General features: G+C 72.0%; 25 protein-coding genes, 1 other RNA gene and 2 pseudogenes. 10 read left to right on the top strand and 18 right to left on the bottom strand.

Features of this window, described 5'->3' with window-relative positions:
- Nucleotides 1–80: 80 nt before the first annotated feature.
- A pseudogene (locus tag ACWEQO_RS02855) lies at nucleotides 81–176 on the top strand (3-alpha,7-alpha,12-alpha-trihydroxy-5-beta-cholest-24-enoyl-CoA hydratase); the annotation flags it as partial.
- A gap of 288 nt (nucleotides 177–464) precedes the next feature.
- Here ACWEQO_RS02855 and ACWEQO_RS02850 read toward each other — a convergent pair.
- Both ACWEQO_RS02850 and ACWEQO_RS02845 read right to left on the bottom strand, forming a co-directional pair.
- Nucleotides 465–632, bottom strand: a complete 168-nt coding sequence (locus tag ACWEQO_RS02850; RefSeq protein WP_452978185.1) for a hypothetical protein — start codon at nucleotides 630–632, stop codon at nucleotides 465–467.
- A gap of 95 nt (nucleotides 633–727) precedes the next feature.
- The gene (locus tag ACWEQO_RS02845) at nucleotides 728–2,029 is read right to left on the bottom strand and encodes a hypothetical protein (RefSeq protein WP_452978182.1); all 1,302 of its coding nucleotides are present in this window, start codon (nucleotides 2,027–2,029) and stop codon (nucleotides 728–730) included.
- Between the two features lie 197 nt (nucleotides 2,030–2,226).
- On the opposite strand from ACWEQO_RS02845, the gene ACWEQO_RS02840 reads away from it, so the two are divergent.
- The 3 genes from ACWEQO_RS02840 to ACWEQO_RS02830 are packed head-to-tail and all read left to right on the top strand — an operon-like array spanning nucleotide 2,227 to nucleotide 5,213.
- Nucleotides 2,227–3,144, top strand: a complete 918-nt coding sequence (locus ACWEQO_RS02840; protein ID WP_452978179.1) for a Nif3-like dinuclear metal center hexameric protein — start codon at nucleotides 2,227–2,229, stop codon at nucleotides 3,142–3,144.
- Entirely contained in the window at nucleotides 3,141–3,884 is a 744-nt protein-coding gene (locus tag ACWEQO_RS02835) for a zinc ribbon domain-containing protein (RefSeq protein ID WP_452978475.1), read from the top strand. Before ACWEQO_RS02840 ends, ACWEQO_RS02835 begins: the two co-directional genes overlap by 4 nt.
- A gap of 12 nt (nucleotides 3,885–3,896) precedes the next feature.
- Nucleotides 3,897–5,213, top strand: coding sequence for a bifunctional RNase H/acid phosphatase (locus tag ACWEQO_RS02830; protein ID WP_452978176.1), 1,317 nt, complete (start codon nucleotides 3,897–3,899; stop codon nucleotides 5,211–5,213).
- Here ACWEQO_RS02830 and eda read toward each other — a convergent pair.
- From eda to ACWEQO_RS02810, 4 genes are all read right to left on the bottom strand, one after another.
- Nucleotides 5,188–5,865 carry a bifunctional 4-hydroxy-2-oxoglutarate aldolase/2-dehydro-3-deoxy-phosphogluconate aldolase gene (gene eda, locus ACWEQO_RS02825; protein WP_452978173.1) on the bottom strand — a complete coding sequence of 226 codons (678 nt, stop codon included), beginning with the start codon at nucleotides 5,863–5,865 and terminating at the stop codon, nucleotides 5,188–5,190. The genes ACWEQO_RS02830 and eda overlap by 26 nt on opposite strands.
- 72 nt (nucleotides 5,866–5,937) lie before the next feature.
- Nucleotides 5,938–6,720 (bottom strand): peroxide stress protein YaaA, encoded by a 783-nt coding sequence (gene yaaA, locus ACWEQO_RS02820; RefSeq protein WP_452978170.1) that lies wholly within the window; start codon nucleotides 6,718–6,720, stop codon nucleotides 5,938–5,940.
- A gap of 49 nt (nucleotides 6,721–6,769) precedes the next feature.
- Nucleotides 6,770–7,369 carry a hypothetical protein gene (locus tag ACWEQO_RS02815; RefSeq protein ID WP_452978167.1) on the bottom strand — a complete coding sequence of 200 codons (600 nt, stop codon included), beginning with the start codon at nucleotides 7,367–7,369 and terminating at the stop codon, nucleotides 6,770–6,772.
- Nucleotides 7,366–8,124, bottom strand: coding sequence for a MerR family transcriptional regulator (locus ACWEQO_RS02810; RefSeq protein WP_452978164.1), 759 nt, complete (start codon nucleotides 8,122–8,124; stop codon nucleotides 7,366–7,368). Before ACWEQO_RS02810 ends, ACWEQO_RS02815 begins: the two co-directional genes overlap by 4 nt.
- A 164-nt stretch (nucleotides 8,125–8,288) precedes the next feature.
- Here ACWEQO_RS02810 and ACWEQO_RS02805 point away from each other — a divergent pair, with 164 nt between their 5' ends.
- Complete coding sequence (locus ACWEQO_RS02805; protein WP_452978161.1) at nucleotides 8,289–8,867, top strand: Uma2 family endonuclease; 579 nt, start codon at nucleotides 8,289–8,291, stop codon at nucleotides 8,865–8,867.
- A gap of 213 nt (nucleotides 8,868–9,080) precedes the next feature.
- Here ACWEQO_RS02805 and ACWEQO_RS02800 read toward each other — a convergent pair whose 3' ends face one another.
- The 3 genes from ACWEQO_RS02800 to ACWEQO_RS02790 form a co-directional block, all read right to left on the bottom strand.
- The gene (locus tag ACWEQO_RS02800) at nucleotides 9,081–9,248 is read right to left on the bottom strand and encodes a hypothetical protein (protein WP_452978158.1); all 168 of its coding nucleotides are present in this window, start codon (nucleotides 9,246–9,248) and stop codon (nucleotides 9,081–9,083) included.
- Between the two features lie 43 nt (nucleotides 9,249–9,291).
- Complete coding sequence (locus ACWEQO_RS02795; protein ID WP_452978155.1) at nucleotides 9,292–9,759, bottom strand: hypothetical protein; 468 nt, start codon at nucleotides 9,757–9,759, stop codon at nucleotides 9,292–9,294.
- A gap of 86 nt (nucleotides 9,760–9,845) precedes the next feature.
- Nucleotides 9,846–10,946: a helix-turn-helix domain-containing protein gene (locus tag ACWEQO_RS02790; RefSeq protein WP_452978152.1), complete on the bottom strand. Its 1,101-nt coding sequence runs from the start codon at nucleotides 10,944–10,946 to the stop codon at nucleotides 9,846–9,848.
- A gap of 191 nt (nucleotides 10,947–11,137) precedes the next feature.
- Between ACWEQO_RS02790 and ACWEQO_RS02785 the strand changes: the two genes are divergently transcribed.
- From ACWEQO_RS02785 to rnpB, 3 genes and pseudogenes are all read left to right on the top strand, one after another.
- Nucleotides 11,138–11,971, top strand: a complete 834-nt coding sequence (locus ACWEQO_RS02785) for an AraC family transcriptional regulator (RefSeq protein ID WP_452978149.1) — start codon at nucleotides 11,138–11,140, stop codon at nucleotides 11,969–11,971.
- 19 nt (nucleotides 11,972–11,990) lie between these two features.
- A pseudogene (locus tag ACWEQO_RS02780) lies at nucleotides 11,991–12,818 on the top strand (DMT family transporter); the annotation flags it as partial.
- Nucleotides 12,819–12,885: 67 nt separating this feature from the next.
- Nucleotides 12,886–13,289, top strand: an RNA gene (gene rnpB / locus ACWEQO_RS02775) — RNase P RNA component class A.
- A 122-nt stretch (nucleotides 13,290–13,411) separates the two neighbouring features.
- Here the strand turns inward: rnpB and ACWEQO_RS02770 are convergent.
- Complete coding sequence (locus tag ACWEQO_RS02770; RefSeq protein ID WP_452978146.1) at nucleotides 13,412–14,254, bottom strand: hypothetical protein; 843 nt, start codon at nucleotides 14,252–14,254, stop codon at nucleotides 13,412–13,414.
- Between the two features lie 131 nt (nucleotides 14,255–14,385).
- Complete coding sequence (locus ACWEQO_RS02765) at nucleotides 14,386–15,534, bottom strand: M50 family metallopeptidase (RefSeq protein ID WP_361448313.1); 1,149 nt, start codon at nucleotides 15,532–15,534, stop codon at nucleotides 14,386–14,388.
- 229 nt (nucleotides 15,535–15,763) lie between these two features.
- Here ACWEQO_RS02765 and ACWEQO_RS02760 point away from each other — a divergent pair, with 229 nt between their 5' ends.
- Nucleotides 15,764–16,060, top strand: a complete 297-nt coding sequence (locus ACWEQO_RS02760; RefSeq protein ID WP_361448316.1) for a hypothetical protein — start codon at nucleotides 15,764–15,766, stop codon at nucleotides 16,058–16,060.
- Nucleotides 16,061–17,421: 1,361 nt separating this feature from the next.
- Nucleotides 17,422–17,961 (top strand): manganese efflux pump MntP, encoded by a 540-nt coding sequence (locus tag ACWEQO_RS02755; RefSeq protein ID WP_452978141.1) that lies wholly within the window; start codon nucleotides 17,422–17,424, stop codon nucleotides 17,959–17,961.
- Here the strand turns inward: ACWEQO_RS02755 and pqqE are convergent.
- The 7 genes from pqqE to ACWEQO_RS02720 form a co-directional block, all read right to left on the bottom strand.
- Nucleotides 17,921–19,051 carry a pyrroloquinoline quinone biosynthesis protein PqqE gene (pqqE, locus tag ACWEQO_RS02750; protein ID WP_361448322.1) on the bottom strand — a complete coding sequence of 377 codons (1,131 nt, stop codon included), beginning with the start codon at nucleotides 19,049–19,051 and terminating at the stop codon, nucleotides 17,921–17,923. The genes ACWEQO_RS02755 and pqqE overlap by 41 nt on opposite strands.
- The gene (gene pqqD, locus ACWEQO_RS02745) at nucleotides 19,044–19,373 is read right to left on the bottom strand and encodes a pyrroloquinoline quinone biosynthesis peptide chaperone PqqD (protein ID WP_452978137.1); all 330 of its coding nucleotides are present in this window, start codon (nucleotides 19,371–19,373) and stop codon (nucleotides 19,044–19,046) included. The genes pqqE and pqqD overlap by 8 nt, the downstream gene beginning before the upstream one ends.
- Before the next feature lie 5 nt (nucleotides 19,374–19,378).
- A complete protein-coding gene (pqqC, locus tag ACWEQO_RS02740) occupies nucleotides 19,379–20,089 on the bottom strand; it encodes a pyrroloquinoline-quinone synthase PqqC (protein ID WP_452978134.1) in 711 nt (236 codons plus the stop codon).
- A 4-nt stretch (nucleotides 20,090–20,093) separates the two neighbouring features.
- Entirely contained in the window at nucleotides 20,094–20,981 is an 888-nt protein-coding gene (pqqB, locus tag ACWEQO_RS02735; RefSeq protein WP_452978131.1) for a pyrroloquinoline quinone biosynthesis protein PqqB, read from the bottom strand.
- A gap of 105 nt (nucleotides 20,982–21,086) precedes the next feature.
- Nucleotides 21,087–21,185: a pyrroloquinoline quinone precursor peptide PqqA gene (gene pqqA, locus ACWEQO_RS02730; protein WP_109382866.1), complete on the bottom strand. Its 99-nt coding sequence runs from the start codon at nucleotides 21,183–21,185 to the stop codon at nucleotides 21,087–21,089.
- A gap of 47 nt (nucleotides 21,186–21,232) precedes the next feature.
- Nucleotides 21,233–22,933, bottom strand: a complete 1,701-nt coding sequence (locus tag ACWEQO_RS02725; RefSeq protein WP_452978128.1) for a PQQ-dependent dehydrogenase, methanol/ethanol family — start codon at nucleotides 22,931–22,933, stop codon at nucleotides 21,233–21,235.
- Nucleotides 22,934–22,945: 12 nt separating this feature from the next.
- Entirely contained in the window at nucleotides 22,946–23,407 is a 462-nt protein-coding gene (locus ACWEQO_RS02720; RefSeq protein ID WP_279336313.1) for an MSMEG_3727 family PQQ-associated protein, read from the bottom strand.
- Nucleotides 23,408–23,616 lie beyond the last annotated feature (209 nt).

Genomic DNA, 23,616 nt, shown 5'->3' with positions numbered 1-23,616 from the left:
AGCCTAGGACGAACGGGCGGAACGTGCCGCTTCACGACCTCACGTCCTGACCCGAACGCGTTCCAGAACCGGGAGGCCCCCTGCCCGTCGACGCAGCCGGGGCGCTCGCCGCCGCACCCCGGACCGGCGAGCCCACCCGGGGGCGCGAGGACGTCCAGCTCCACCACCTCGGCATCGACGTCGACCTCGCCCGCGTCCGTCGCCACGACACCCGGGTCGCCGGGATCGTCCATCCGGGCGAGACGCCGCGGATCCGCATGGGGTGGGGTCCGGCGGGGTGCGGGCGGCCGTGAGCACCCCGGACAGGGGCGACGCGCCCGTGCTCGCCGACACCGTCGTCGCACACCTCTGAACCGGCCCGCGGCCGAAGGGGACATGCCGGAACAGGAACGGCCCCTCCCGTCGTGCGACGGAAGGGGCCGGTCACCGATCCACCTGATGTCCGACTGACACCTGACGTGCCGTCAGGCAGCCTGCCCCGACTGCTCGTTCTCCTCGGCGGGCCTGCGGTGACGGCCCCGGGGGGCCACCGTGGAGTCCTGCTGGGAAACCGGTCCGCGGTGCCTGCCCCGCCCGGCAGCGATCTGCCCGCCGTCGGCGGTCTGCGGCTGGTTCGTGCTGGCATCGTTCATGGAAGGAACTCACCCCGTAAAACTGATCTTCCTGCAACCGGGTGAGTCTAACCGGCGGGTCACGGTGCGCATCCAGGCGACCACGCCGACCGCCGCTACTTCGTTACAAGCGCTCCCAGCGGCGCCTGTTGCAAGGGAACGGGGCGGGGCGCGGACACGGTCGTCCGCATCGCGGGGCCGACCGCGGACACGGGCGCCGGGGACTCCGCCTCCGACGGGACGTACGGGCCGCTCTCCCCGTGCTGTCGCTCCGGTGCCGGCGGGTACAGCAGGGCCACCGCGCACGGCACCGCCGGTGTGGCGCACGGCAGCCGCAGCACCCCGTCCGCCGTCCACAGCCCGGTGCCGGCCAACCACCCCTCGGGCGCCGGGAGATGGCGCAGCTGCCGCAGCCCCGGCCGCCACACCCCGACCCAGCTGCCGAGCACGCCGTCCGCGTCGTCCGCGCTGTCGACGCGCAACGCCACCGAGCAGCTCTCCGGCGCCGGCGCCCGGCCGGACCGGATCGCGAACGGGGTGACCGTGCAGTCCGGCAGCCGCAGGCACTCCGGGAAGCGCACCGGCAGCGTGCTGCCCAGCACCCCCCAGCCCAGCCGGGCCCGGCCCGGTGAGGGCGCGTCCGAGCGGATCAGCAGCAGCCCGCTGTCCGGGTCGGCGAGCAGGACCCGGTCGTCGCTCTCCGGGGTGAGCTGCAACAGGGGCGACACCTCGCCCCCGCGGCCCAGGTCCACCACGACCGACTTGGTGCGCCCGCCGGCCTCCCGGTCCAGGGCCAGCATCCGGCCGGCGCGGTCCAGCCACGCCCCGCCCGAGCAGCGGCCCGGGATCTCGGCCAGCTGCTCGGGCCCGGAGGCGCCGCCCGCCACCAGCCACAGGGCCGTCGACCGCGGGCCCACGGCCACGGCGTACGCCCGCCGCCCGCACGGGGCGGGCGGCAGCAGCCGCAGCCGGGTCCCCTCGTCCGGGCACGCGATCGCGCCGAGCGCCAGTTCGCCGGTCCCGGAGCCGGCCGGGTACAGGAGGGAGAAGGTGTGCCTCCCGGGGCGCCCCCCGCCGTGCGGCCCGTCCGCCGGCCGGTGGACGAGGACCCGCCCGTCGCCCAGCGGCTGCACCTCGGTCCCGGGCACCTCGGGCCGGCCGCCGGGCAGCGGCACCGCGCAGGGCTCGGGGCCGTCCAGGGTCCAGCGCTCCGGGACCAGGGAGCCGTCGACGGGGGCGAGGCGTGCGGCGTAGGAACCGTCGGAGGTGAGGACACAGCCCGGCGCGGGTCTCCCGTCCCCGTGCTCCGTACCGCCCTCGCCCTCCGTACGGGACCTGCGCTCCGTGTCCGCGTGCCCGGCGTCCGCTTGCCCGGTGTCCGCGTGGCCCGTCGAAGGCTCGATCGCACACATCGTCATCGTTCGGTCACCTCCGGCGACGAACGTAGTTTTCGTACGCGCGGCCGGAGGACCCGGTGGCCCCCGCTTCACACATAAGGGTGTTCCAGGAACGATTCACCTGAGGAAAGGGGGGCTTATGTGCTCGCCGGCGTCGGGTCCGTCCCAGGTGCCCGCACCGGTACTGCAGCGCCAAAGGGGCAGGTAGCCTTGCGCTTGTGCCCCGTCTGTCTGAAGTCATCACCGCGCTGGAGACCCTGTGGCCCGCCGAGCGGGCCGAGTCCTGGGACGCGGTCGGCACCGTCGCGGGCGACCCCGACCAGGAGGTCACCCGGGTCCTGTTCGCGGTCGACCCCGTCCTGGAGGTCGTCGACGAGGCGGTGAAGCTGAACGCCGACCTGCTGGTCACCCACCACCCGCTCTATCTGCGCGGGACGACCACCGTCGCGGCCTCCACCGCCAAGGGCCGCGTGGTGCACCGGCTCATCAAGAACGACATCGCGCTGCACGTCGCCCACACCAACGCCGACACGGCCGACCCCGGGGTGAGCGACGCCCTGGCCGGCGCGCTCGACCTGCGCGTCGTACGGCCGCTCGTGCCGGACACCACCGACCCCGAGGGCCGCCGCGGGCTCGGCCGGGTCTGCGAACTGGACCACCCGCTGACCGTCCGCGAGTTCGCCGCCCGCGCCGCCGAACGCCTCCCCGCCACCGCGCAGGGCATCCGCGTCGCCGGCGATCCCGAGGCGATCGTCCGCCGGGTCGCCGTCAGCGGCGGCTCCGGCGACAGCCTCTTCGCCCACGTCCGGGCGGCCGAGGTGGACGCGTACCTCACCGCGGACCTGCGCCACCACCCGGCGTCGGAGTTCGCGGCGGACCACGCCGCCCACCGTCCCCTCGCGCTGCTCGACGCGGCGCACTGGGCCACCGAGTGGCCCTGGTGCGAGCTGGCCGCAGCCCAGCTCGACGAGATCTCCGACCGCCACGGATGGGGCCTTCGGGTCCACGTCTCCGCCACGGTCACCGACCCCTGGACCGCCCACGCGGCGTCCTTCGTCCACCCGTCGTCCACCACCCCTGCGGGGAGCGCTCCGAGCGTCCCCTCCCACTCCGATACATCTGGAGCCCCCAACTGAACGCCGCGTCCGCCGACCAGATCCGACTCCTCGACGTCCAGGACCTCGACGTCCGCCTCCAGCAACTCGCGCACAAGCGGAAGTCGCTCCCCGAGCACGCCGAGCTCGAGTCGCTGACCCGGGACCTCGCCCAGCTGCGCGACCTGCACGTGGCCGCGCAGACCGAGGAGAGCGACTGCGCCCGCGAGCAGACCAAGGCCGAGCAGGACGTGGACCAGGTGCGCCAGCGCGCCGCCCGCGACCAGCAGCGCCTCGACTCCGGCGCCGTCTCCTCGCCCAGGGACCTGGAGAACCTCCAGCGCGAGATCGCCTCCCTCGCCAAGCGTCAGGGCGACCTCGAGGACGTCGTCCTGGAGGTCATGGAGCGCCGTGAGTCCGCGCAGGAGCGGGCCGCCGAGCTGGCCGAGCGGGTCACCTCCGTCCAGTCGCGGATCGACGACGCGACCGGCCGCCGGGACGCGGCCTGCGCGGAGATCGACGGCGAGGCCGCGACGGTCACCAAGGAGCGCGCCGTCGTCGCCGGAGCCGTTCCCGCGGACCTGCTCAAGCTGTACGAGAAGCTGCGCGAGCAGCACGGCGGCATCGGCGCGGCGAAGCTGTACGCGCGCAGCTGCCAGGGCTGCCGCCAGGAGCTCGCCATCACCGAGCTGAACGAGATCCGCCAGGCCGCGCCCGGCACGGTGGTGCGCTGCGAGAACTGCCGCCGCATCCTGGTCCGCACCGCCGAGTCGGGGCTGTAGGGGTTGCTTCCGGTGCGGGAGTTCATCGTCGAGGCCGACGGTGGGTCACGGGGCAACCCCGGGCCCGCGGGCTACGGGGCCGTGGTGAGCGACGCGGCGACGGGGGAGACGCTGCGGGAGGCGGCCGAGTACCTCGGCGTCGTCACCAACAACGTCGCCGAGTACTCGGGCCTGCTGGCCGGCCTGCGGGCCGCCCGTGAGCTGGACCCGGAGGCCACGGTCCACGTCCGGATGGACTCCAAGCTCGTCGTCGAGCAGATGTCGGGCCGCTGGAAGATCAAGCACCCCGGCATCAAGCCGCTGGCCGCCGAAGCGGCGCGGATCCTCCCGCCCGGCCGGGTCACCTACGAGTGGATCCCGCGCGAGCAGAACAAGCACGCGGACCGCCTGGCCAACGAGGCGATGGACGCGGGGGCGCGGGGTGAGGCGTGGAGCGCGTCGGACTCGCGCGCCGCACTGGACACACCGGCGGCACGGCCCGTGACGCCGGAGCCGCTGGAGCCGTCGGGGCCGTCCGAGCGGCCAGGACCGTCCGGGGGCGCGGACGCGGCCGCCGCCGACGTCCGGGCCGCGCAGGCCGTGGCAGCCCCCGGCACCGAGACGGCCGCCGCTCCCGTCGGCACCGAGACGGCCGCCGCCCGAGGTCCGGCGTCGGCCGCCACTCCCTCCTCCACCCCCTCATCGGGCTGGGCGCCCGCCGACATGGGCCCGCCGGCCACCTTCGTGCTCCTCCGGCACGGCGAGACCCCGCTGACCCCCCAGAAACGGTTCTCCGGCAGCGGCGGCAGCGACCCCTCCCTCTCCGACATCGGCAGGGAGCAGGCCGAGAAGACCGCCGCCCACCTCGCCCGGCGCGGCACCGTCCAGGCGATCGTCACCTCGCCCCTGGCCCGCACCCGCGAGACCGCCGGCGTCATCGCCGCCCGCCTGGGCCTCGACGTCACCGTCGACGACGGGCTGCGCGAGACCGACTTCGGCGCGTGGGAGGGCCTCACCTTCGCCGAGGTGCGCGAACGCCACCCCGACGACCTGAACGCCTGGCTCTCCTCCCCGGACGCCGAACCCACCGGCGGCGGGGAGAGCTTCGCGGCCACCGCGAACCGGGTGGCGGCCGCCCGGGACCGGCTGACCGCCGCGTACGCGGGCCGCACGGTCCTGCTCGTCACCCACGTGACCCCGATCAAGACCTTCGTACGCCTCGCCCTGGGCGCCCCGCCCGAGGCCCTGTTCCGGATGGAACTGTCGGCGGCCTCGCTGTCGGCGGTGGCGTACTACGCCGACGGCAACGCCAGCGTCCGGCTGTTCAACGAGACGTCCCACCTGCGCTGAGGCCACCTGCGCCGAGGTCCGCCGCCGCGCGGGCCAGTCGTTCGATCCGGGCCCAGTCGCGAGCCGCCACGGCGTCCGGCGGGAGCATCCAACTGCCGCCCACACAGGCGACGTTGGGCAGCGCGAGATAGTCCGGCGCGGACTCCGGGCCGATCCCGCCGGTCGGACAGAAGCGGGCCTGGGGGAGCGGCCCGGCGATCGCCTTCAGATACGCCGTGCCGCCCGCGGCCTGCGCCGGGAAGAACTTCATCTCCCGCACCCCGCGCTCCAGCAGCGCCACCACCTCCGAGACCGTCGACACTCCCGGCAGGAACGGCACCCCGGACGCCCGCATCGACTCCAGCAGTACGTCCGTCCAGCCCGGACTGACCAGGAACCGCGCCCCGGCAGCGACGACCTCGCCCACCTGCCCCGGTGTGATCACCGTGCCGGCCCCGACCACCGCGTCCGGCACCTCGGCGGCGATCGCGCGGACGGCGTCCAGGGCGGCGGGCGTCCGCAGGGTCACCTCGATCGCGGTCAGCCCCCCGGCGACCAGCGCCCGCGCCAGCGGTACGGCGTCGACGGCGTCCTCCACCACGACGACGGGCACGACGGGCGCGAGGTCCAGTACGGAGACGGAGGGGGCCGGCGAGGGCAGGGGTGAACTCATGAGCGTCATCCTGCCTTCACTGAAGCGCCCTGCGCAAAAGGCGTTGCGATGTGCGCAACGCGACCGATGTCGTCAGTGGATCTCCTCCACCAGCACATCCAGCGCCCAGGGCGTCCCCGCCCGCTCCGGCGCCTGTGCCTCCACCACGTACCCGAGATCCCGCAACGCCTCCACCAGGGAGGCGGGGTCCTCGGGCGCGGTCCCGGCCGTCAGCAGGCTGCGGACGATCCGCCCCTTGGTCGCCTTGTTGAAGTGACTGACCACCTTCCGGGTCGGCGCGTGCAGCACCCGTACCGTCGCCGTACGCGCGGCCACCTCGCCCTTCGGCTTCCACGCCGCCGCGTACGCGGCCGACCGCAGGTCCAGCACCAGACCGCCGCCGGCCGCCTTCGGCAGCACCGAGGCCATCGGCGCACGCCAGTACGCCCCCAGCGCCCCGAGCCCCGGCAGCCGTACGCCCATCGAGCAGCGGTAGGACGGAATCCGGTCGGTGACCCGGACCGCACCCCACAGCCCCGAGAACACCAACAGCGAACGGGCGGCCCTGCGTTTGGCGGCCGGGTCGAGCGAGGCCAGGTCCAGGGCGTCGTAGAGCACCCCGGTGTAGATCTCCCCGGCGGGCCGGGCCCCGGCGGTGCGCAGCTCCACGTTCTTCGCGACCTCGCCCCGCAGCCCCTCGCTCAGCCCCAGCACCTCGCGCGCCTTGTCCTCGTCACCGGCGCACAGGTCCACCAGCTCGGCGAGGACGGCCTCCCGGGCCTCGGCCAGCCCCGGCAGCGACAGGGACTCCGGCTTCAGCGGGGCGCCGCGGCCGGAAGCGGCCTTCCCTTCGGACGGCGGCAGCAGGACAAGCACGCGTTGCTCCTCACGGTAGAACCCAGCCGACAGCGTACGGTGCCGGGCCCTACGCCTGAGGGGCCCACCGCCCCGCCGCCAGCGCCCGGACCAGGGCGTCGGGCTCGTCGGCGTGGAACCGTACGATCCGCACCTCCCGGAGCCGCCCGAAGAACGTGACATGGGTGACCGGCTCCGTGAGTTCCAGCGTGACCGTGGTCTGCGAGCCGACCTCGACGTTCAGCTCACCGTCGGCCCGCTCGTGGCTCATCCGCAGCTCATGCCGGACGGAGGCGATCCGCTCCAGCGGTATCCGCAGGTCGACGTGGACGGCCCCGCGGATCCGCAGCGTCCCGGAGCCCGGGTCCAGTACATGAGGGCGTACGACGTTGGCGGCGTGCAGCGCCACGACGATGACGACCGTGTACACGTCCAGGAACAGCACCACCGCGTGGACCGTCGGCCAGTCGAGCAGCAGCACGGACATCACCACCGTCTCGACCACGCACACGAACGCGAACCCGAACATCACCGCGCCGTGCCCCCGCGCGTACCCGAAGGCCGTCCCGCCCCCGACACCGTGCGTCCGCCGCGCCAGCCACAGCACCAGGCTCACCATCAGCCGCAGCTCGTGCCGGACGAGAATCCCGACGCCCCTGACGGCTCTCATGACCGCCCGCCCTCCACGACGATCCGCATCATCCGGCGGATCGCCTCCGCCTGGGCGGGGGCGAAGTCGGCGTAGAAGGCACGCAGGAAGCTGTGGTCCTGGTCGACGGCGACGTCGTCCGGCAGCAGCCCGGGCGGCAGGCACGCGGCGAGGGCACGGGCGGCCTCGTCCACCCGGGGATCGTCCGGCGCGGCGTCGACGAGCGCGTCGAGCAGCGCGTACGCGGCGAGCGCCCGCTCCATCCCGCCCGGAGCCCCCATCACACCGCTGAACAGTTCCATGAACCGCGCCCGTTCCTCCGGGTCCGCCGTCGTCTCGATCAGTGCGAGCATCTCCCGGTCCTTGACGGCCATGGGGGAGCCGGACACGTCCGGCATCTCCCGGAAGAGTGTGGCCAGTTCGGGGGAGACCGGCCCCTCGGCGGTCAGCCCGCCCTCCGTCTCCAGCAGGGCCCGCAGCCGCGCCCGGCGGTCCCGGAGCGCGGCCTCCTGCCGGGCCAGGTCCTCGTCCAGCTCGGTCAGCACCTCGGCGAGGTCCTTCCCGGCGTCGTCCGCGAGCACGTCCCGCACCTCGGCCAGCCCGAGCCCCAGCTCGGTCAGCCGCCTGATCCGCGCCAGCACGACGGCGTGCCGCAGCGTGTAGTCCCGGTACCCGTTGGCCCGCCGCTCCGGCTCCGGGAGCAGCCCCAGATGGTGGTAGTGCCGCACGGTCCGCGTGGTGACACCGACGGCCGTGGCGAGTTCTCCGATCCGCATGCCCTCAGTAGAAACGTTGACGCCGCGACAGGGTCAAGCGAACGCCTGTGGCGTCTGACGTGGGACGCGTTCCTGTGCCACGATCGAGGGAACGGTTCCCGATCTCATGGACAGGTGATCAGCCGATGTCCCAGTCTGGCGAGCGACCGAAGGGGGGACGTGACATGACTGCCATGGCCCATGAACCGCTCACGCGGGAAGAGGTCCTGCTGGAGGGCTTCCTCGCCCTGGACACGCCAGAAGGCTTCCGGGCCGAGCTGATCGAGGGGGAGATCGTTGTGACGCCGCCGCCGGACGGGGATCACGAGGACTACATCGGACTGATCGTGGAGCAGGTGCTGGAGCGTTCCCGGATCAGGATGCAGTTCTCCGGGAACAAGGGGCTGAAGCTGCGGAGCGGCGGTGGCTGCCCGAAGGACCGCGTGATCCCGGACGGCACTTTTGCCCCGAGGGAGCTGCGGCTCTACCGGGGAGCCGATTCCTGGATGCCCTGTGACGGAGTCGCCCTGGTCCTTGAGGTGACCTCCTCCAAGCCGAAGGCCGACCGAGAGGCCAAGCGCCGCTGCTACGCCCGCGGCGGTATCCCTCTCTACCTCCTCCTCGACCGCGAAGCCTCCTCGATCACCCTGTTCAGCACCCCGGAAGGCGACGAATACCGCGAGCAGTGCACCCGCCCCTTGGGCAAGTCGCTGCCCCTCCCAGACCCGCTCGACTTCGACCTGGACACGGCCGACTTCCTCTGACCGGCGACCACCAGCCAGGAGCAGCTTCGTAGCATTTCGTAGTCGAGCGCGCGCAAGAAGGCGTCATAGGTTGGGCTCAGCATCAGAACAAGGCTGCGCCCAGCGCAGCAACCCCTATGGCCGCCCTTCAGGATTCTGGGGCGGTTCAGTGCGTGCCGTGCCGATCGCGATGCGGTCCGTGGTCAAGGGATCGCAATTGACCAGTGCACCGCGTTACAGCAGCCGGGCCGTCGTCGCCGCGAGGACATCGGCCACCTCCGGGTCCTGGTCGAGGATGTGGCGGGCGGGGAGCTCCAGGCGGCCCCAGCCGGAGTCGGCGGCCTGGGCGAGGACGCCGTCCAGGGGACCGGAGCCGCGGGACAGGCCGGCGTACGACAGCACGCACTCCGGTGCGGTCGTACCGGAATGAACTGCCAGAGAGGTCTCACAACAGCCCGTTCTTCCTCGCCCACTCGAGGAAACCTCCGTGTCCGCACGGGTAGCGTGCACCCGTCGCGAGCAGCGCGTCGACCAGGGTGGACGCCACATATTCCGTTGCGCGGCCGTCCCGCACCCCCTCCGCGATCACCCGGAGCGTCCCCCACACGGTGAGGCCTCCGGCGCGCGCCGCCTTGCGCGCGTCCAGGTCGTCGACCACCGCGACCGCTCCGTGCACGTCGGCCCAGGCGAGCACGGTCGCCTCACCGTGGTTGGACTTCTGCCCGGAGACGCGTTCCATCCACCGCACCAGCGCGGTGAGCTCGGCGAGGCCGTCCACGTGCTGGACTTCGAGCCAGCCCAGGCTCGAGATGTCCAGGTCGTAGTGGCGCAGTTCCTCGATGACCGCGGCCGTGGTGACATTGCGGCGGGGTAATCCCCGGCATTCGGTGGCGAGGTCCGCCAGGGTGTCCACGCGTCCGGCTTTGATCGCGTGATGCAGTGGCGACGTGTCCCATACGAGGAGCTGTCCGGCCGAACTTGTTCCCTCCCTTTGGATGTTCACGGCCCGACGTCCTCCAAGCCCTGCTCCGGCAGCTCGTTTTCCTGCAGGGCGCCGTACAGCAACTCGACCGTGCGTGCCGCCGACACCGCCCCGGCCTTCCAGGCGGCCAGGACCGCCTGTCGCCAAGCCGTTCCGGTAGCCCCCGTTTCGAGATCCGGTACAGGCTCGGCACCACGGACTGCCAGGAAGTCGCCGCGTACCGGCGTATCGGCCTTGAGGCGGTGAGCCGCACCCTTGTCCACCAGCCCGAGCCACCGTGCCCTCGACACGGTGGACGACCAGGAGATCCTGTAGTCGGCGGCGATACCGATCAGGGCTTCCCGGGGGGAGACGCCTCGGCCGACTGCTTGCTTCCAGGCGGAGTCGAATTCGTCCCCGGGGAGCAGGAACTCCCCGGCGAAGTCGTCGATGGCCTGTTCCCGCTCGTCCCGGCTCGCGGAGACCCCCGCATCGCTGTGGTACTCGTCCCGCAACAGATGGTGCCCGAGCTCGTGGGCGGCAGTCCAGCGTCGGCGACCAGGGGCTGAGTGGCCACTGATCACACTGACCCCGTAGGCGTCCAGCAGGAGCGAAGCGCCCTCGGCGGGTTCCGGGGCGACGGTGAGATACAGGCCGAAGCGTTCGACCACTGATGCCATCGGTCCCAGCGGCCCTTGAGGAATGCCGGCCACTCGTCGTGCTTCACGTGCCAGCGTGGTCGGATCGGCCTCGGTGCAGCCGTCGAGAGCGTCCGGGCGGGGCGGGGTGAGGAACCCCTGCGTCACCAGCCACTCCGCGTTGCGTGCGTGTTCCTCCAACCGGATGTCCAGCCGGTAGCTGTCACGCGTGGCCGCGTCGGCAGGGGAATCGAGCGTCTTGCGGCGGGAGACGAGGGCCGTGGGTGGCCGAGTGAGGAAGTGCGCGGGTGGCGCGTCCAGGGTTTCGGCGATCCGGAAGAGCTCGAGCGCGGACACCTTGCGCTCGCCCTGTTCCATGCGTACCACCGCAGTGCGGTCGACCCCTATGCGTGAGGCCAACTCGCCCTGGCTCAAACCGGCTGACTCCCGGGTCTGGGCGATACGGTCGCCGATCTCTGCCCAGCTCTGCACGCTCTCCATGTGTGCAATTTTCGCACACCTGGGATCGTGTCGAGCCGGTTGCGGCCGCCTGGGCGCGAAGGAGTGAGTGGGGAGGGCGTCAACAGGGCCGCCGGTCGGGGGTGCGCGCTGCGGTGGTGGCCGGCTCGGCCGAAGCGGGTGATGCTGGACACCGCCGACTTCCTCTGGTCCCCTGTGGCCGGAGGTGCGGGGTGACGAACGTACGGGAGCAGGCCAGCTGGGCCAGGGCGAGGCTCGGGAGGTGCGGGCCCTCCGTCGACCTGCTCACCGCCTGCTTCGACCGGCACGAGTACGCCCCGCACGCCCACGACGAGTTCACGGTCGGCGTGACCACCGGCGGCCTGGAGGCCATCGCGTACCGCGGTGGGCGCATCGTCTCCGGACCCGGCTCCCTCGTCGTCCTCGAACCCGGCGAGATGCACACCGGCGGCCCCGCCGCCCCCGAGGGCTACGCCTACCGCGCCCTGTACGCCGTGCCCGCCCTGCTCACCGACGGGACCCGCGGCACCGGCCTCCCGCACTTCCGCGAGCCGGTCCTCCACGACCCCGAACTGGCCGGCGCCCTGCGCCGTGCGCACACCGAGGTCAGCGCCTGCCCCGACCCCCTGGAGGCGGAGTCGAGGCTGCCCTGGCTGCTCACCGCCCTCGCACACCGCCACTCCACCGCCCGCGCGGACACCGGCGCGGTCCCCGGCGCCGGACGCATCGCCCTGGCCGTCCGCGAGCGCCTCGCCGACGAACTGCTCGCCCCGCCCTCCCTCGCGGCCCTCGCCACCGACCTCGGCCTGTCCCGCTACCAACTGCTGCGCGCCTTCCGCACGACGATGGGGATACCGCCCTACGCCTGGCTCGCCCAGTACCGGGTCACCAGGGCCCGCGGCCTGCTGGAGGCCGGGCTGCGCCCCGCCGAAGTGGCCGGGCTCGTGGGCTTCGCCGACCAGGCGCACCTGACCCGCTGGTTCCGCCGCGTCCTCGGGGTGACCCCGGCGGCGTACCGCAACAGCGTTCAAGACCCGGGGCGCTGACCCGGCCGAGACTCGCCGCATGACTGCACGCGGCTGGTTCCTGTTCTCCCTGATGGGAGTGGTCTGGGGCATCCCCTACCTGATGATCAAGGTGGCGGTGGAGGAGGTGTCCCCGTCCGGGGTCGTCTTCACCCGCTGCGCCCTCGGCGCCCTGCTCCTGCTGCCCTTCGCCCTGCGGCAGGGAGGCCTCACCGGGACCGTCCGCGCCCACTGGCGCCCCCTGCTCGCCTTCGCGGTCATCGAGATCATCGGCCCCTGGTACACCCTGACCTCCGCGGAACGCCACCTCTCCAGCTCCACCGCCGGCCTGCTGATCGCGGGCGTCCCCATCGTGGGCGTGGCGCTCGCCAGGTTCTTCGGCGACACGGAGCGCCTCGGTGCACGCCGTCTCACCGGCCTGGGGCTCGGCCTGGTGGGCGTCGGCGTCCTCACCGTTCCGCACCTGACCGGCGGCGACGCCCGTTCGCTCGCCGAGGTGCTGGTGACGGTACTGGGCTACGCCATCGCCCCGCTGATCGCCGCCCGCCATCTGAAGCAGGTCCCGTCCCTCCAGCTCACCGCAATCTGCCTGACCCTGGCGGCGCTCGTCTACGCCCCGGCCGCCGTGCTCACCCGGCCGGCCGAGCTGCCCTCCGCCGGGGCGCTGACTGCCCTCGCGGGCCTGGGCGCCGTCTGCACGGCGATCGCGTTCGTCGCCTTCCTGGAGCTGATCAAGGAGGCGGGGCCGACCCGGGCGACCGTCATCACGTACGTCAACCCGGCGGTCGCCGTGACGGCCGGGGTGCTCCTCCTGGGCGAGCCCCTGACCGCGACGGTCCTGGCGGCCTTCGCCCTGATCCTCGCCGGCTCGGTCCTGGCGACGGCCGCGGCACCGGGGCCCCGCTCGCGCCCGGTACCATGGTCGGCACGGCAGACGAGCCGGGCGGGCGGCCGCGTGGAGTCCCTTGCGGGGCTTCCCGAGGAACGTCCGGGCTCCACAGGGCAGGGTGGTGGCTAACGGCCACCCGGGGTGACCCGCGGGACAGTGCCACAGAAAGCAGACCGCCGGGGATCTCGGTCCTCGGTAAGGGTGAAACGGTGGTGTAAGAGACCACCAGCGCCTGGGGTGACTCAGGCGGCTAGGTAAACCCCACCCGGAGCAAGGTCAAGAGGAGCGCCGTGAAAAGCGCTCTGCGCGGACGTTCGAGGGCTGCCCGCCCGAGTCCGCGGGTAGACCGCACGAGGCCGGCGGCAACGCCGGCCCTAGATGGATGGCCGTCACCGGAGGGCCCGCGAGGACCCACCGGAACAGAACCCGGCGTACAGCCCGACTCGTCTGCCGCCCCAGGTCGCTGACCTGCGAGAGCACCCTGCTCCGCGGCGGCTCCGGTCCCGTTCTTCGGCCGCCTCCCTCTCCCGTGGGCGGTGCCGGCGGCCCGCGGGGTGCTTCCCGCTCGGCCGTCAGGGTGCGTCGGGGCGGGACTCGTAGTGCAGGGTGTGGAAACGGCCGGCCTCCTCGCGCCCCGCGGGGTCGCCGCCCAGTGCCCGTACCGCCGCGATCGCGTACCGCCGTTCCTGCTCGTCGGTGAAGAGGCGCTGCGGATAGGTGCGGGAGACGTCGACGGTGGTGCTCAGACCGTGGACGGCCAAGGCCCGGACGATCGGTCGGTACGACACCGTCCGCAGCACGAACGCGCTGACCCACACCGGTCTCCGGACGCCGTCCAGCAGCGCCGTGAACGTTCGGGCGGTGACGTAGCTGCCGCCGCCGGTCAGCGTGATGAGGCCGACCTCGGCGAGCGCGCGGCTCAGCCCGGGACCGGGCGGGCCCTGTTCGAGGTCGTCGGTGAAGGCGGCGTCCAGGAGCCCCGCTTCGAGCGCGTAGTGCACGGCGGGCGCCGAGACGTCCAGGCCGAAGACCGGCACCGCGTCCGGTCGACGCCGCTCAGCGTAGAACTCCTTGTCCCGTGCCGCCAGTTCCGCCGTCGACACCGTCCGGTGAGCGGGGGAGGTGTAGCGCTCGTACATCTCCGCCAGCGTCACGTCGTGGTTGAGCAGCGCGGCGTTGATCCCGTACGAGCAGCACACGTCCAGCACCGCCGGGCTGTGCGGCCGGCCGTCGTCGAGCGCGGCCCGTTCGGCGGCGACCTGCCGGAAGACCGGCTGGGCGTGGTGCGGGATCTCGTACTCCAGCGGGGCCAGCCGACCGAAGTACGCGCGCGGATCCGGCCGGTCGTAGATGTCGTCGAACCGCGCCTTGCCTTCCCCTGCGCCCTCGGTGCCGCCAGAGCCTGACCCGGCCATGCCGTACTCCTCCTCACGGAACACGTCTGTACTTCACGTCCATCATGTCCCGCTTCCGACGGCCCGGGACGTCTGCCGCACCCGGGGCTCGCGAGGGCACCCGATCGCTCCGGCACGGAAGCCGAACGTCCTCACGGAGGCCCGGAGGGCGGCGGGGGCGCCGACGAGAGCCGAGAGTGCCGGCGGAACCGGTCGATGTCGTGCGCGGTGATGATTCCGCTCAGCCGGCCGCCGTCCATCACGAGGATCGGCAGGAGGACCCCGGTGGTGCCGAGGCGCTCCAGGACGGAGTTCAGCAGCTCGTCCGGTGCGGCGAGCGTGCATCGGGACAGCGGGGTCGCGAAGTCGCGTACCCGCAGCGACGCCCGCTTCTCGAACGGCAGGCCGGCCAGTCGGCGCAGTGGTACGACGCCGCTGGGGTGGCCCTCGAAGTCGAGCAGCGGCAGCACCGAGTGCCCCGCCTGCGCGGTCACCTCGGAGAGGAAGCGGTCCACGGTCAGCCAGTCGGGGCCGGTGACCACCGGAGTGGTCATCGCCTGCCCGACCCGTACGCCCCGCAGGGCCGTGACCAGCTCGGCCCACCGGCGTTCGGCCGCCGCGGCGCCCGCCACGAACAGGCCGACGACGATCAGCCACAGTCCCGCCGTCAGTCCCCGCGCGAACGCCAGCCAGCCCAGGACGGCGAGCGCCATGCCGACGACCTGGCCACCGCGTCCTGCCGCCCGCTGAGCCCGCTCGCGATCCCCCGTACGCCACCACAGCAGGGCCTGCGTCAGCCGGCCTCCGTCCAGGGGCGCGGCGGGCAGCAGGTTGAAGACGCCCAGCAACAGGTTCGTGCCACCGAGCCAGCCCAGGACGGCGACCGGGATCCGCCAGTCCAGCGTCGCCGCGACCGCGGCAGCCGCGCCGATACCGACGGCGCCGAGCAGCAGGCTGGCGAGCGGCCCGCTGGCGGCGACCAGGAAGGCCGTCCGTGGTGTCGTCGGCTGGTCCATCCGAGTGACCCCGCCCAGCGCCCACAGGGTCATGTCCTGTACGGGGATCCCCGCCCTGCGAGCCGTCAGCGCGTGCGCGGCCTCGTGCACCACCAGACTCGCCAGCAGCAGCACGGCTCCGGCCACTCCGGCGACCGCGTACACCACCGGCGCCAGGCCCGGCACGTAACCGGGCAGTGTCCGGGCCGCCAGGCCGTACGCGAGGAGCAGCATGAGCAACGGCACGCTCCAGTGCGCCCGCAGCGCCAGGCCCCGGATACTTCCGAGCCGGATCGAACCCTTCATCGCCCTCACCGCCGACGACTCCCGCCCCCGACTGCACTGCCTTCTGCCCTTCTCCCTTCTCTCCCTTTCCATGGTCTGCCGTCGGCCCCCGTAATGGGAAACGGTCCGTGCGACCGGGCCTGCGAGCCGAGATCGGCGGCGCCGGTGTCCCAGGCAGCAGAGATCGTGCCGCGGGCCTACGGTGGTTGAAGAGCTCGGCGAGCCGACCGGTGTTGCGGAGGAGGCTGCGATGGAAGAGCACTTCGTCTGGGTGACGACGCGGCGCATTCGGCCGGGCACCCTGGAGGACTTCGAGACGGCGTGGCAGCCGGAACCCGCCCCGCAGGGGCTCCGCCGCGCCTACGCCTACTGGTCCGAGGACGGACAGGAGATCACCGGGGTGTCGTTCTGGGACTCCCGGGAGACCTGCGACGCGTGGCGGTCCTCCGAGGCGGAGGGGCGACGGCGTGCGGCCATGGCCCCGTACGTCGCCGAGGAACGGGAAGGTTTCTACCGCGGCCGCGAACTCGGCATCCCCCAGCGGTAGCACTGCGTCGAGCCGCTCCGGCGGCATGACGCGGCCGGCCTTCGTGACCCCGACGCGTAGTGCAGTGAGGACCGGTACCTCTCGCTGTCGTCTGCGGCAGGCCTCATGACGCGGCAGTGGATCAGGCGGGCTGTCCGCGAGAGACGACGGCGGGCGCGGCCGGTCTCGTCCCTCGTGCCGCCACCCCGGCCGGAGCGAGCATGGAGAAGAGGGGACATGGCACGGATCCTGGTGCAGGGCGACGACCTCGTGATGCGCCTGGCGTGGTGGGAAAAGGCTGCCGCGCGCCGCGGAGGTGTGCGCGTGCCGCTGACGGCCGTCCGCCGGGTGACGGTGGAGCCCAGCTGGTGGCGGGCCCTGCGCGGAGTGGTCCTGCACGGCGTCTGGATTCCCGGCGTGCTGTGCGTCGGCAGGCGGAGCCACCCCGGTGGGCAGGACTTCGTGGCGGTACGGCCCGGCAGGCCCGTGGTGTGCGTCGAACTGCGGCCCACGGCTCCCTTCAGCCTCCTGGCCGTCTCGGTGCGGGACGACGCGGAGGCCGTGGCGGAACGGCTGCGGCGTTGCACGCCGGACAACGACGCCTCCACCCCTTGGCGGCAGCCCCTTCCGGCAGCCGAGGAGACGGAGAACTCCTGGAGGGCACTGGCCAGGGAGCCACGCCGACGACGGAGGTCGTCAGTTCATGGCCGAATTTCCCTTCCCGCTGAGTCTTGTCGTTCGATTTCGGCCCGCCGGGCCATTGCGCTGAGACAGACCTCCAGGGCAGGAGGAACTTGTCGTTCGGCAGCCCGAACCAGCCGGCGAGCGCCGGTGAATCGGGCACAGGGTCCCATCCCTCACCGAGTGGGGCTCCAGGAGACGACGCCCGCGGGCCGACAATCGAAGAGGAGGCGCGGACGGCATACTCGGTGAGTACCGAAGGAATCAAGGTGAAGAATGCCGGGAACAGGCTCATCTTCATCTGTCGCGGCACAGGCTCGATCCGCCTGCCGGCCGGCCGTTGATTCGTACGCCGGATGGACATTTCTCGGAGTCAGTTCCTCGGCTGATTAATCGCAGGCTCTCGTCCGTGGGGGGCTTCCGGATCGGGCGGATTTCCGTCGACGCGGAAGTGTTTCCGGGAGCAGGCCGTCGTGAGGTGAAGAGCCCCGCGCGCGGCAGCGGACGGACCGCCGCGAATGTGCTCGTCAGGTGCCCCGGCAAGCCTGCGAACCACCGTCGGACGAGTAGTGCCGGAAAACTGTCGGAAATCGGCATACTGGGTTTATTTCGCGGACTGTCTGGGATATCATTTCCGACATGGCGCATGCTAGCCGAGGTGAAACTGGCGGTGTCGCGCGTCATCGGGCAGTGACTTCGCCGTGATCGGGGAAATACTGGTCCTGGGTTTCGTACTCAGTCTCGACAATTTCCGGGTGGCGATCGCGCTCGGCACCGTCCCCTTCGGTCTGAAGCGCGCGGTGCAGGTCGCGCTGACCTTCGGGCTGTGGGACGCGGTCATGCCCCTGATCGGGCTGTTGGTCGGTCACCGGATCGGGGAGTCCGTCGGGGATGTCGCCGAGCTGATGGGCGCGGCCGCGCTCGGCGGATACGGTCTCTACCTCGTCATCTCGGCCCTTCGGAACCCCGAGCCGGAGGAGCTGGACCAGCCGTGGGCGCTGTTCGGCATCCCGTTGACGCTGAGCCTGGACAACCTGTTCGCCGGAGCGAGCCTGGGGCTCCTGGGGCTCTCGCCGTGGTTCTCGGCCGCCGTCTTCGGCGCCGTGACGGTGGTGATGTCGCTGGTCGGGCTGCGGCTCGGGCGGGCCGCGGCGCGCCTCATCCGGATCCGCTCCGACCTGCTGAGCGGGATCACCCTGATCATCGCCGCTGTGGCGCTGCCGCTGGTGTTCGGCGGTTAGCCCGGTGGATGCGGGGGATCAGTGGAAGATCGTCGGCCCGCGAGTCGGCGTTGGCGGCCTCGACCGCCCGGGCGACCAGGGCGTGGTCGGGCGACAGGTGGCAGACCGGGTCGGTGCGGGCGGCGTCGCCGGTGAGCAGGAACGCCTGGCAGCGGCACCCTCCGAAGTCCAGCTCCCGCCGGGGGCAGCTCCGGCAGGGCTCCGGCATCCAGTCCGTCCCCCGGAACGCTTTCATCACCGGGGAATCGGCCCAGATCCGCTCCAGCGAGTCCTCCCGCACGCTGGCCCGCGGCAGCGGCAGGGAGTGGGCGGCCGGGCAGGGCAGTACGTCGCCGTTCGGCGTCACGGTCAGCTGCCGGGAGGCCCAGCCGCCCATGCAGGGCTTCGGGTAGCGGCTGTAGTAGTCGGGAATGACGTAGATGATGTCCATGCGGTCCCGCAACCGCTCGCGGGCGGCCCGCACGACGACCTCGGCCGCCTCGAGCTGGGCCCGGCTCGGCAGCAGCGCGTCACGGTTCCGCCAGGCCCAGCCGTAGTACTGGGTGTTGGCCAGCTCCACCCGGTCGGCGCCCACCTCCTCGGCAAGCTCGAGCACGTCGGCGACGCGGTCGATGTTGAGCCGGTGCAGCACCACGTTCACGGTGAGCGGCCAGCCCAGCTCCTTGACCACGCCCATCGCCTCGATCTTGCGTCGGAAGGACGGGGTCCCGGCGATCCGGTCGGACACGGCCGGATCGTCGGACTGGACGCTGATCTGCACGTGGTCCAGGCCGGCGGCCCGCAGCTGCTCGGCCCTCGGACGCGAAAGCCCGAGAGCGCTGGTGATGAGGTTGGTGTAGAGGCCCAGGTCGTGGGCGTCCGCCACGATCTCCACCAGGTCGCGCCGCAGCAGCGGTTCCCCGCCGGACAGGTGGCACTGCAGAACCCCCAGGTCACCGGCCTCGGCCAGCACCCGACGCCACTCGTCGGTGGCCAGCTCGTCCTGGTAGCCGGCCAGGTTCAGCGGGTTGGAACAGTACGGGCAGGCCAGCGGGCAGCGGTAGGTGAGCTCGGCGAGCAATCCGAACGGGCTGTCCAACGGGCTATCCATCGGCGATCTCCACGTAGCGCCGGGCGACGAGCCGGGTCAGGAACTGCCGCACCTCGTCGTCGGGGACGGTCCGGTAGCGCGCGCCCAGCTCGGCCACGATCTCGGCCACGGTGTGCCGACCGTCGCACAGTTCGAGGATGTCCGCGCCGCTGCCGTTCAGAACCACCACCGTCTCGGGGAGCTGCAGGGTCTGACGCTGCCTGGTCCGGCAGAAGGTCAGGCGGACATGGCGCGCCAACCGGGGCCGGTCCGAGCCGGACACCCCGAGGCCGGGCCGGGTGCCGCTTCCGGTCCGGGTCGTTCCGGTCTGGGTCGGGTCCATGACGGTCACTCCGGGTAGGCCTGGTCGATGGCGTCCATCAGGCTCCACAGGACGTCGCACTTGAACGACAGCGCGTCGACGGCGCGCGCCCGGGACTCCGCGGAGAGGCAGTGCGCGGTGACCACCTCCAGGGCGTGCTCGCAGTCGCGGGGAGCCTGCTCCAGGCGGGCGCGGAAGTAGGCGAGGCCCCCGGGGTCGATCCACGGGTACCACCGCTCGAACGCGGCCAGCCGCGCCGCCATCAGGTCGGGCGCGAACAGCTCGGTGAGCGAGGACGCCACCGCCTCCACCCACGGGCGGGTCCGGGCGAAGTTCACGTAGGCGTCGACGGCGAACCGCACCCCGGGCACCAGGTGCCGGTGGTCCCGGACCTCCTCGCGGGTCAGCCCGGCGGCCTCGCCGAGGCGCAGCCACGCCTCGATGCCGCCCTCGCCGGCGGCGGTGCCGTCGTGCTCGACGATCCGCCGGATCCAGCGGCGGCGGACCTCGGGGTCGGGGCAGGCGGAGAGGATCGCGGCGTCCTTGCGGGGGATGTTCTCCTGGTAGTAGAAGCGGTTGGCCACCCAGCCCCGGATCTGCTGGCGGCTCAGTCGGCCGGCGTTCATCCGGACGTGGAACGGGTGCTGGTCGTGGTACCGCCGCGAGTGGGCCCGCAACGTCTCGACGAAGGCGTCGGCACCGGTTCCCGTAGTTGTTCCCGTGGTTGCTGTCGTCACGGCTCTACACCTGGACCTCGAGGCCGTCCATGGCCACTTCCATGCCGCTGTCCTCCACGATACGCCGCTCGGGCGCGTCCTCCAGGAGGACCGGGTTGGTGTTGTTCATGTGCACGAGGACCGTCCGCCCCACGTCCAGCGACGGGAGCTGCGCCAGGCTGCCGTCCGGGCCGTCGATGGGCAGGTGACCCATTTCCCGGGACGTTCTGCCGGACAGGCCGAGCCGTACGAGCTCGTCGTCGCTCCAGCAGGTCCCGTCGATCAGCAGGCATGCGCAGCCCTTGATCTCCACACGCAGCGCCGACGTCAGCGACTGCACTCCTGGCAGGTACACCAGCGTCCCCCCGCTGCGCTCGTCGGTCAGCCGGTAGCCCACGACGCGGCCGTGGTCCACCCCGGCTCCGAACCGATCGCGCTTGACGGTGGGCACGTCGAACGCCCGGCAGGACAGCCCGTCCGCCAGGGCGAGGTCGGCGCCGGGGCTCACCGCCCGCCACTCGACCGGACAGTAGCGCTCGAGCGTGCGCAGGATCCCCGAGCCGACACACAGGGTCTCGCGCACCGCAGGTGTCGCGTACAGCCGCAGGGCGCGTGCCTCGCGCAGCAGGAGCAGGCCCAGCGTGTGGTCCAGCTCGGCGTCGGTGAGCAGCACCGCCTCCAGCGGCGTCGTCCGGTCCGCGTGCGGGTGCAGGCCGGAGAAGGCCTCGAACTGGGTGCGGACGTCGGGCGAGGCGTTGAGGAGGAACCACCGGCGGCCGTCGGCGCTGACCGCGACCGAGGACTGGGTGCGCGAGAGGCCGGCCCCGGAGCGGACCGCGGCGCACACCGGGCAGCCGCAGTTCCACTGCGGGGAGCCGCCCCCCGCCGCCGAGCCCAGCACCCGCAGCAACACGCCGGCACTCCGTTCGTCGAAGATCCGGGTCCGTCCTCGGCCCGGCCGTCCGTCGCCGACCCGAGCCCTCGAGCGGCGCCGGACCGGGTCCGGCGCCGCCCCGCGTCACTCGTCCTCCAACCGAGCGACATACATGGTCACCTCGGCCGCGACTCCGATCTCGTCGAACTCGGGGGTTTCCCACACAGCGAGCTGGGACTCCATCGATTCACCTCCTCACTGCCCGAATTGCGGCAGGCTCCGGTCACGCACTACGACGATTCCGGAAGGGCGAAGGCGATCAGGGCGCTTCCGTGCCCCGCGCCGAGCATGCCGGGGAGGAACCCCTCGGCCCATCCGCCCCAACCGACCGGCACGACGACGTACTGCCTGCCGTCGACCATGTAGGTGGTCGGGTTGCTGTGGTGGCCGCTCCCGCACTGGAACTGCCACAACTGCTCCCCGGTGCGGGCGTCGAGTGCGTTGAACTCCCCGGAGGGTTCACCGGCGAACACCAGGTCACCGCCGGTGGCCAGCACCGAGGCGCACATCGGGAGGTCGTTGCGCCAGCGCCACTTCTCCTCGCCGCCCGCGTCGAACGCGCTGATGGACCCCGCCATGTCCTCGATGTCCACCTGAACGCCCGCGCCCCAGTACGGAATGCTCTCCTTGAACTCCCGGCGCCGCCGGGTGGCCGTGGCGCCGGTGTCCTGGACCGGGACGTAGAAGAGCTCGGTCTTCGGGCTGTAGGCCGCGTGGGTCCATTCCTTGGCGCCGGCCGGACCCGGGTAGAAGTGGACCGGGTCCCCCTCCTTGTCCGGGTACACCTTGGCCGTCACCTGGCCGTCCCTCGTGATCGCCCCCCAGGTGATGCGGTCCACGAAGGGGGTGATCCGGACCCTCTCGCCGTTCGTGCGGTCGAGGACGAAGAAGTAGCCGTTCTTGTCGAAGTGCCCGAGCAGTTTGCGCCCGTCCTGCTCGAACAGGATGCACTCGGCGATGCTGTCGTAGTCCCACACGTCGTGCGGGGTGCACTGGTAGTGCCAGCGGATCTGACCGCTGTCCACGTCCACGGCGATGACGCTGTCGGTGAAGAGGTTGTCGCCCTCGCGGACGTCTCCGTCGAAGTCGGGCGCCGGGTTGCCGGTGCCGACGTACAGCAGGTTCGTCTCCGGGTCGAAGGTGCCGGTGACCCAGCAGTTCGCCCCGCCCCGCGCCCAGGCCTCGCCCTCGGCGGGCCAGGTCTCCGAGCCGGGCTCCCCGGGCTTCGGCACCGTGTAGCAGCGCCACTGGTGCTCGCCGGTCTCGAGGTCGAACGCGTCGAGGTGGCCGCGTACGCCGAACTCGCCGCCGGAACTCCCGACGATGACCATGTTCTTCACGACCAGCGGGGCGACCGTGGCGCTCTCCGCGGCCCGGACGTCTCCGTAGGTCTTCTCCCAGACCCGCTTGCCGGTGGTGGCGTCGAGCGCGAGCACACGGGCGTTCGCCGTGACGAAGAAGACCTTCCCCTGAGCCACGGCGACCCCGCGGTTCACGTTCCCGCAGCACAAGGAGACGTCGAAGGGGACCGCGTGCTTGTACCGCCAGATCTCCACACCCGTCTTCGCGTCGATGGCCCAGAGCCAGCCGTCCCAGCCGGAGACGAACATGATCCCGTCGACGACGACCGGGGCGGCCTCGAACGAGTAGGTCGACGCGCCCGCGATCAGGCCGGTCGTGCCGGCCTGGAAGACCCATGCCGGGGCGAGGCGCTTGACGTTCTCCGTGTTGATCTGGTCCAGCGGGCTGTACCGCTGCCCGTCGTAGGCGCCGTAGTAGGTGAGCCAGTTCTGGGGTTCCTCGCGGGCGTTGAGGATGCGCTCGTAGGTGACGTCGGCCACCACCGGTGGCGCGACGTCCGCCCCCGGGGTCTTGTAGTTCAGGGTTCCCTGGTCGACAGCCTCACCCGCGTCCACGTATGCGACAGTCATTGCCTCCTCCTTCTACGGCCGCGGCTGTTCGGGACGGTCGAGGCGGGCCTCCGGCGGGGCGTCCCCCAGGACGACGATGGCCCCGGTCAGCCCCCGGCCCTCGTCATTGCCCGTGGGCGAGCTGAACCAGTAGTAGCCCGGCCCGTCGAGGTTGAGGGTGGCCCGTCCTCGCGAATGGTTCACCAACCAGATGAACTTCCGGTCGCCATTGCTCGGCAGGAGCGCGCAGTGCGTGTTCAGGTCGTCATTGACGAGTTCGAGTTCGATATCGCCTCCATGGGGCATGACCAGAATGGAGGGATCCCAGATCAGTTCATCCGGATTGATGCGGACGGTGGCCTGCATGCGGCCGTCCGATCCCTCAGTGGCCTGCCCGATGTTCCCGGTTGCCAGCACTTGACCCAGCGCTGCTTTGTTCTGTGCGGCCAACCCGATCTTGTCCAGCAGGTCGGCTCGCTCCTGCGCGGTCGTCATCGGGGCTTCACTCTCCTCGTCCCGAATCTCTGTGTCCACTTCGCACCGGCTGCGCTGAGGGCGGCACGCCGCGGCCGGTTGCACACCTCCGTCCGAAAAGAATTCTCCGAATGGGGCTCGAAATTTCTTTTTCTTTTCGCTCGGCGCCCGACTGCAATTGTGGCCGAGGGGCGTGCTGTTCCGGATGAATCACACCGAAAAGGGTGTGG

The sequence above is a fragment of the Streptomyces sp. NPDC004051 genome, from assembly GCF_053604275.1.
This window is presented reverse-complemented; position numbering and strand designations above follow the sequence as displayed.

What these genes read in the sequence shown, in the direction of transcription:
- ACWEQO_RS02770 (WP_452978146.1), bottom strand. Translation starts at nt 14,254, where the DNA reads ATGGCCGGGTCAGGCTCTGGCGGCACCGAGGGCGCAGGGGAAGGCAAG.
- ACWEQO_RS02805 (WP_452978161.1), top strand. Translation starts at nt 8,289, where the DNA reads ATGACTGCCATGGCCCATGAACCGCTCACGCGGGAAGAGGTCCTGCTG.
- ACWEQO_RS02720 (WP_279336313.1), bottom strand. Translation starts at nt 23,407, where the DNA reads ATGACGACCGCGCAGGAGCGAGCCGACCTGCTGGACAAGATCGGGTTG.
- ACWEQO_RS02725 (WP_452978128.1), bottom strand. Translation starts at nt 22,933, where the DNA reads ATGACTGTCGCATACGTGGACGCGGGTGAGGCTGTCGACCAGGGAACC.
- pqqE (WP_361448322.1), bottom strand. Translation starts at nt 19,051, where the DNA reads ATGGATAGCCCGTTGGACAGCCCGTTCGGATTGCTCGCCGAGCTCACC.
- ACWEQO_RS02850 (WP_452978185.1), bottom strand. Translation starts at nt 632, where the DNA reads ATGAACGATGCCAGCACGAACCAGCCGCAGACCGCCGACGGCGGGCAG.
- ACWEQO_RS02815 (WP_452978167.1), bottom strand. Translation starts at nt 7,369, where the DNA reads ATGAGAGCCGTCAGGGGCGTCGGGATTCTCGTCCGGCACGAGCTGCGG.
- pqqD (WP_452978137.1), bottom strand. Translation starts at nt 19,373, where the DNA reads ATGGACCCGACCCAGACCGGAACGACCCGGACCGGAAGCGGCACCCGG.
- pqqA (WP_109382866.1), bottom strand. Translation starts at nt 21,185, where the DNA reads ATGGAGTCCCAGCTCGCTGTGTGGGAAACCCCCGAGTTCGACGAGATC.
- ACWEQO_RS02765 (WP_361448313.1), bottom strand. Translation starts at nt 15,534, where the DNA reads ATGAAGGGTTCGATCCGGCTCGGAAGTATCCGGGGCCTGGCGCTGCGG.
- ACWEQO_RS02810 (WP_452978164.1), bottom strand. Translation starts at nt 8,124, where the DNA reads ATGCGGATCGGAGAACTCGCCACGGCCGTCGGTGTCACCACGCGGACC.
- ACWEQO_RS02760 (WP_361448316.1), top strand. Translation starts at nt 15,764, where the DNA reads ATGGAAGAGCACTTCGTCTGGGTGACGACGCGGCGCATTCGGCCGGGC.
- ACWEQO_RS02790 (WP_452978152.1), bottom strand. Translation starts at nt 10,946, where the DNA reads ATGGAGAGCGTGCAGAGCTGGGCAGAGATCGGCGACCGTATCGCCCAG.
- ACWEQO_RS02845 (WP_452978182.1), bottom strand. Translation starts at nt 2,029, where the DNA reads ATGACGATGTGTGCGATCGAGCCTTCGACGGGCCACGCGGACACCGGG.
- eda (WP_452978173.1), bottom strand. Translation starts at nt 5,865, where the DNA reads ATGAGTTCACCCCTGCCCTCGCCGGCCCCCTCCGTCTCCGTACTGGAC.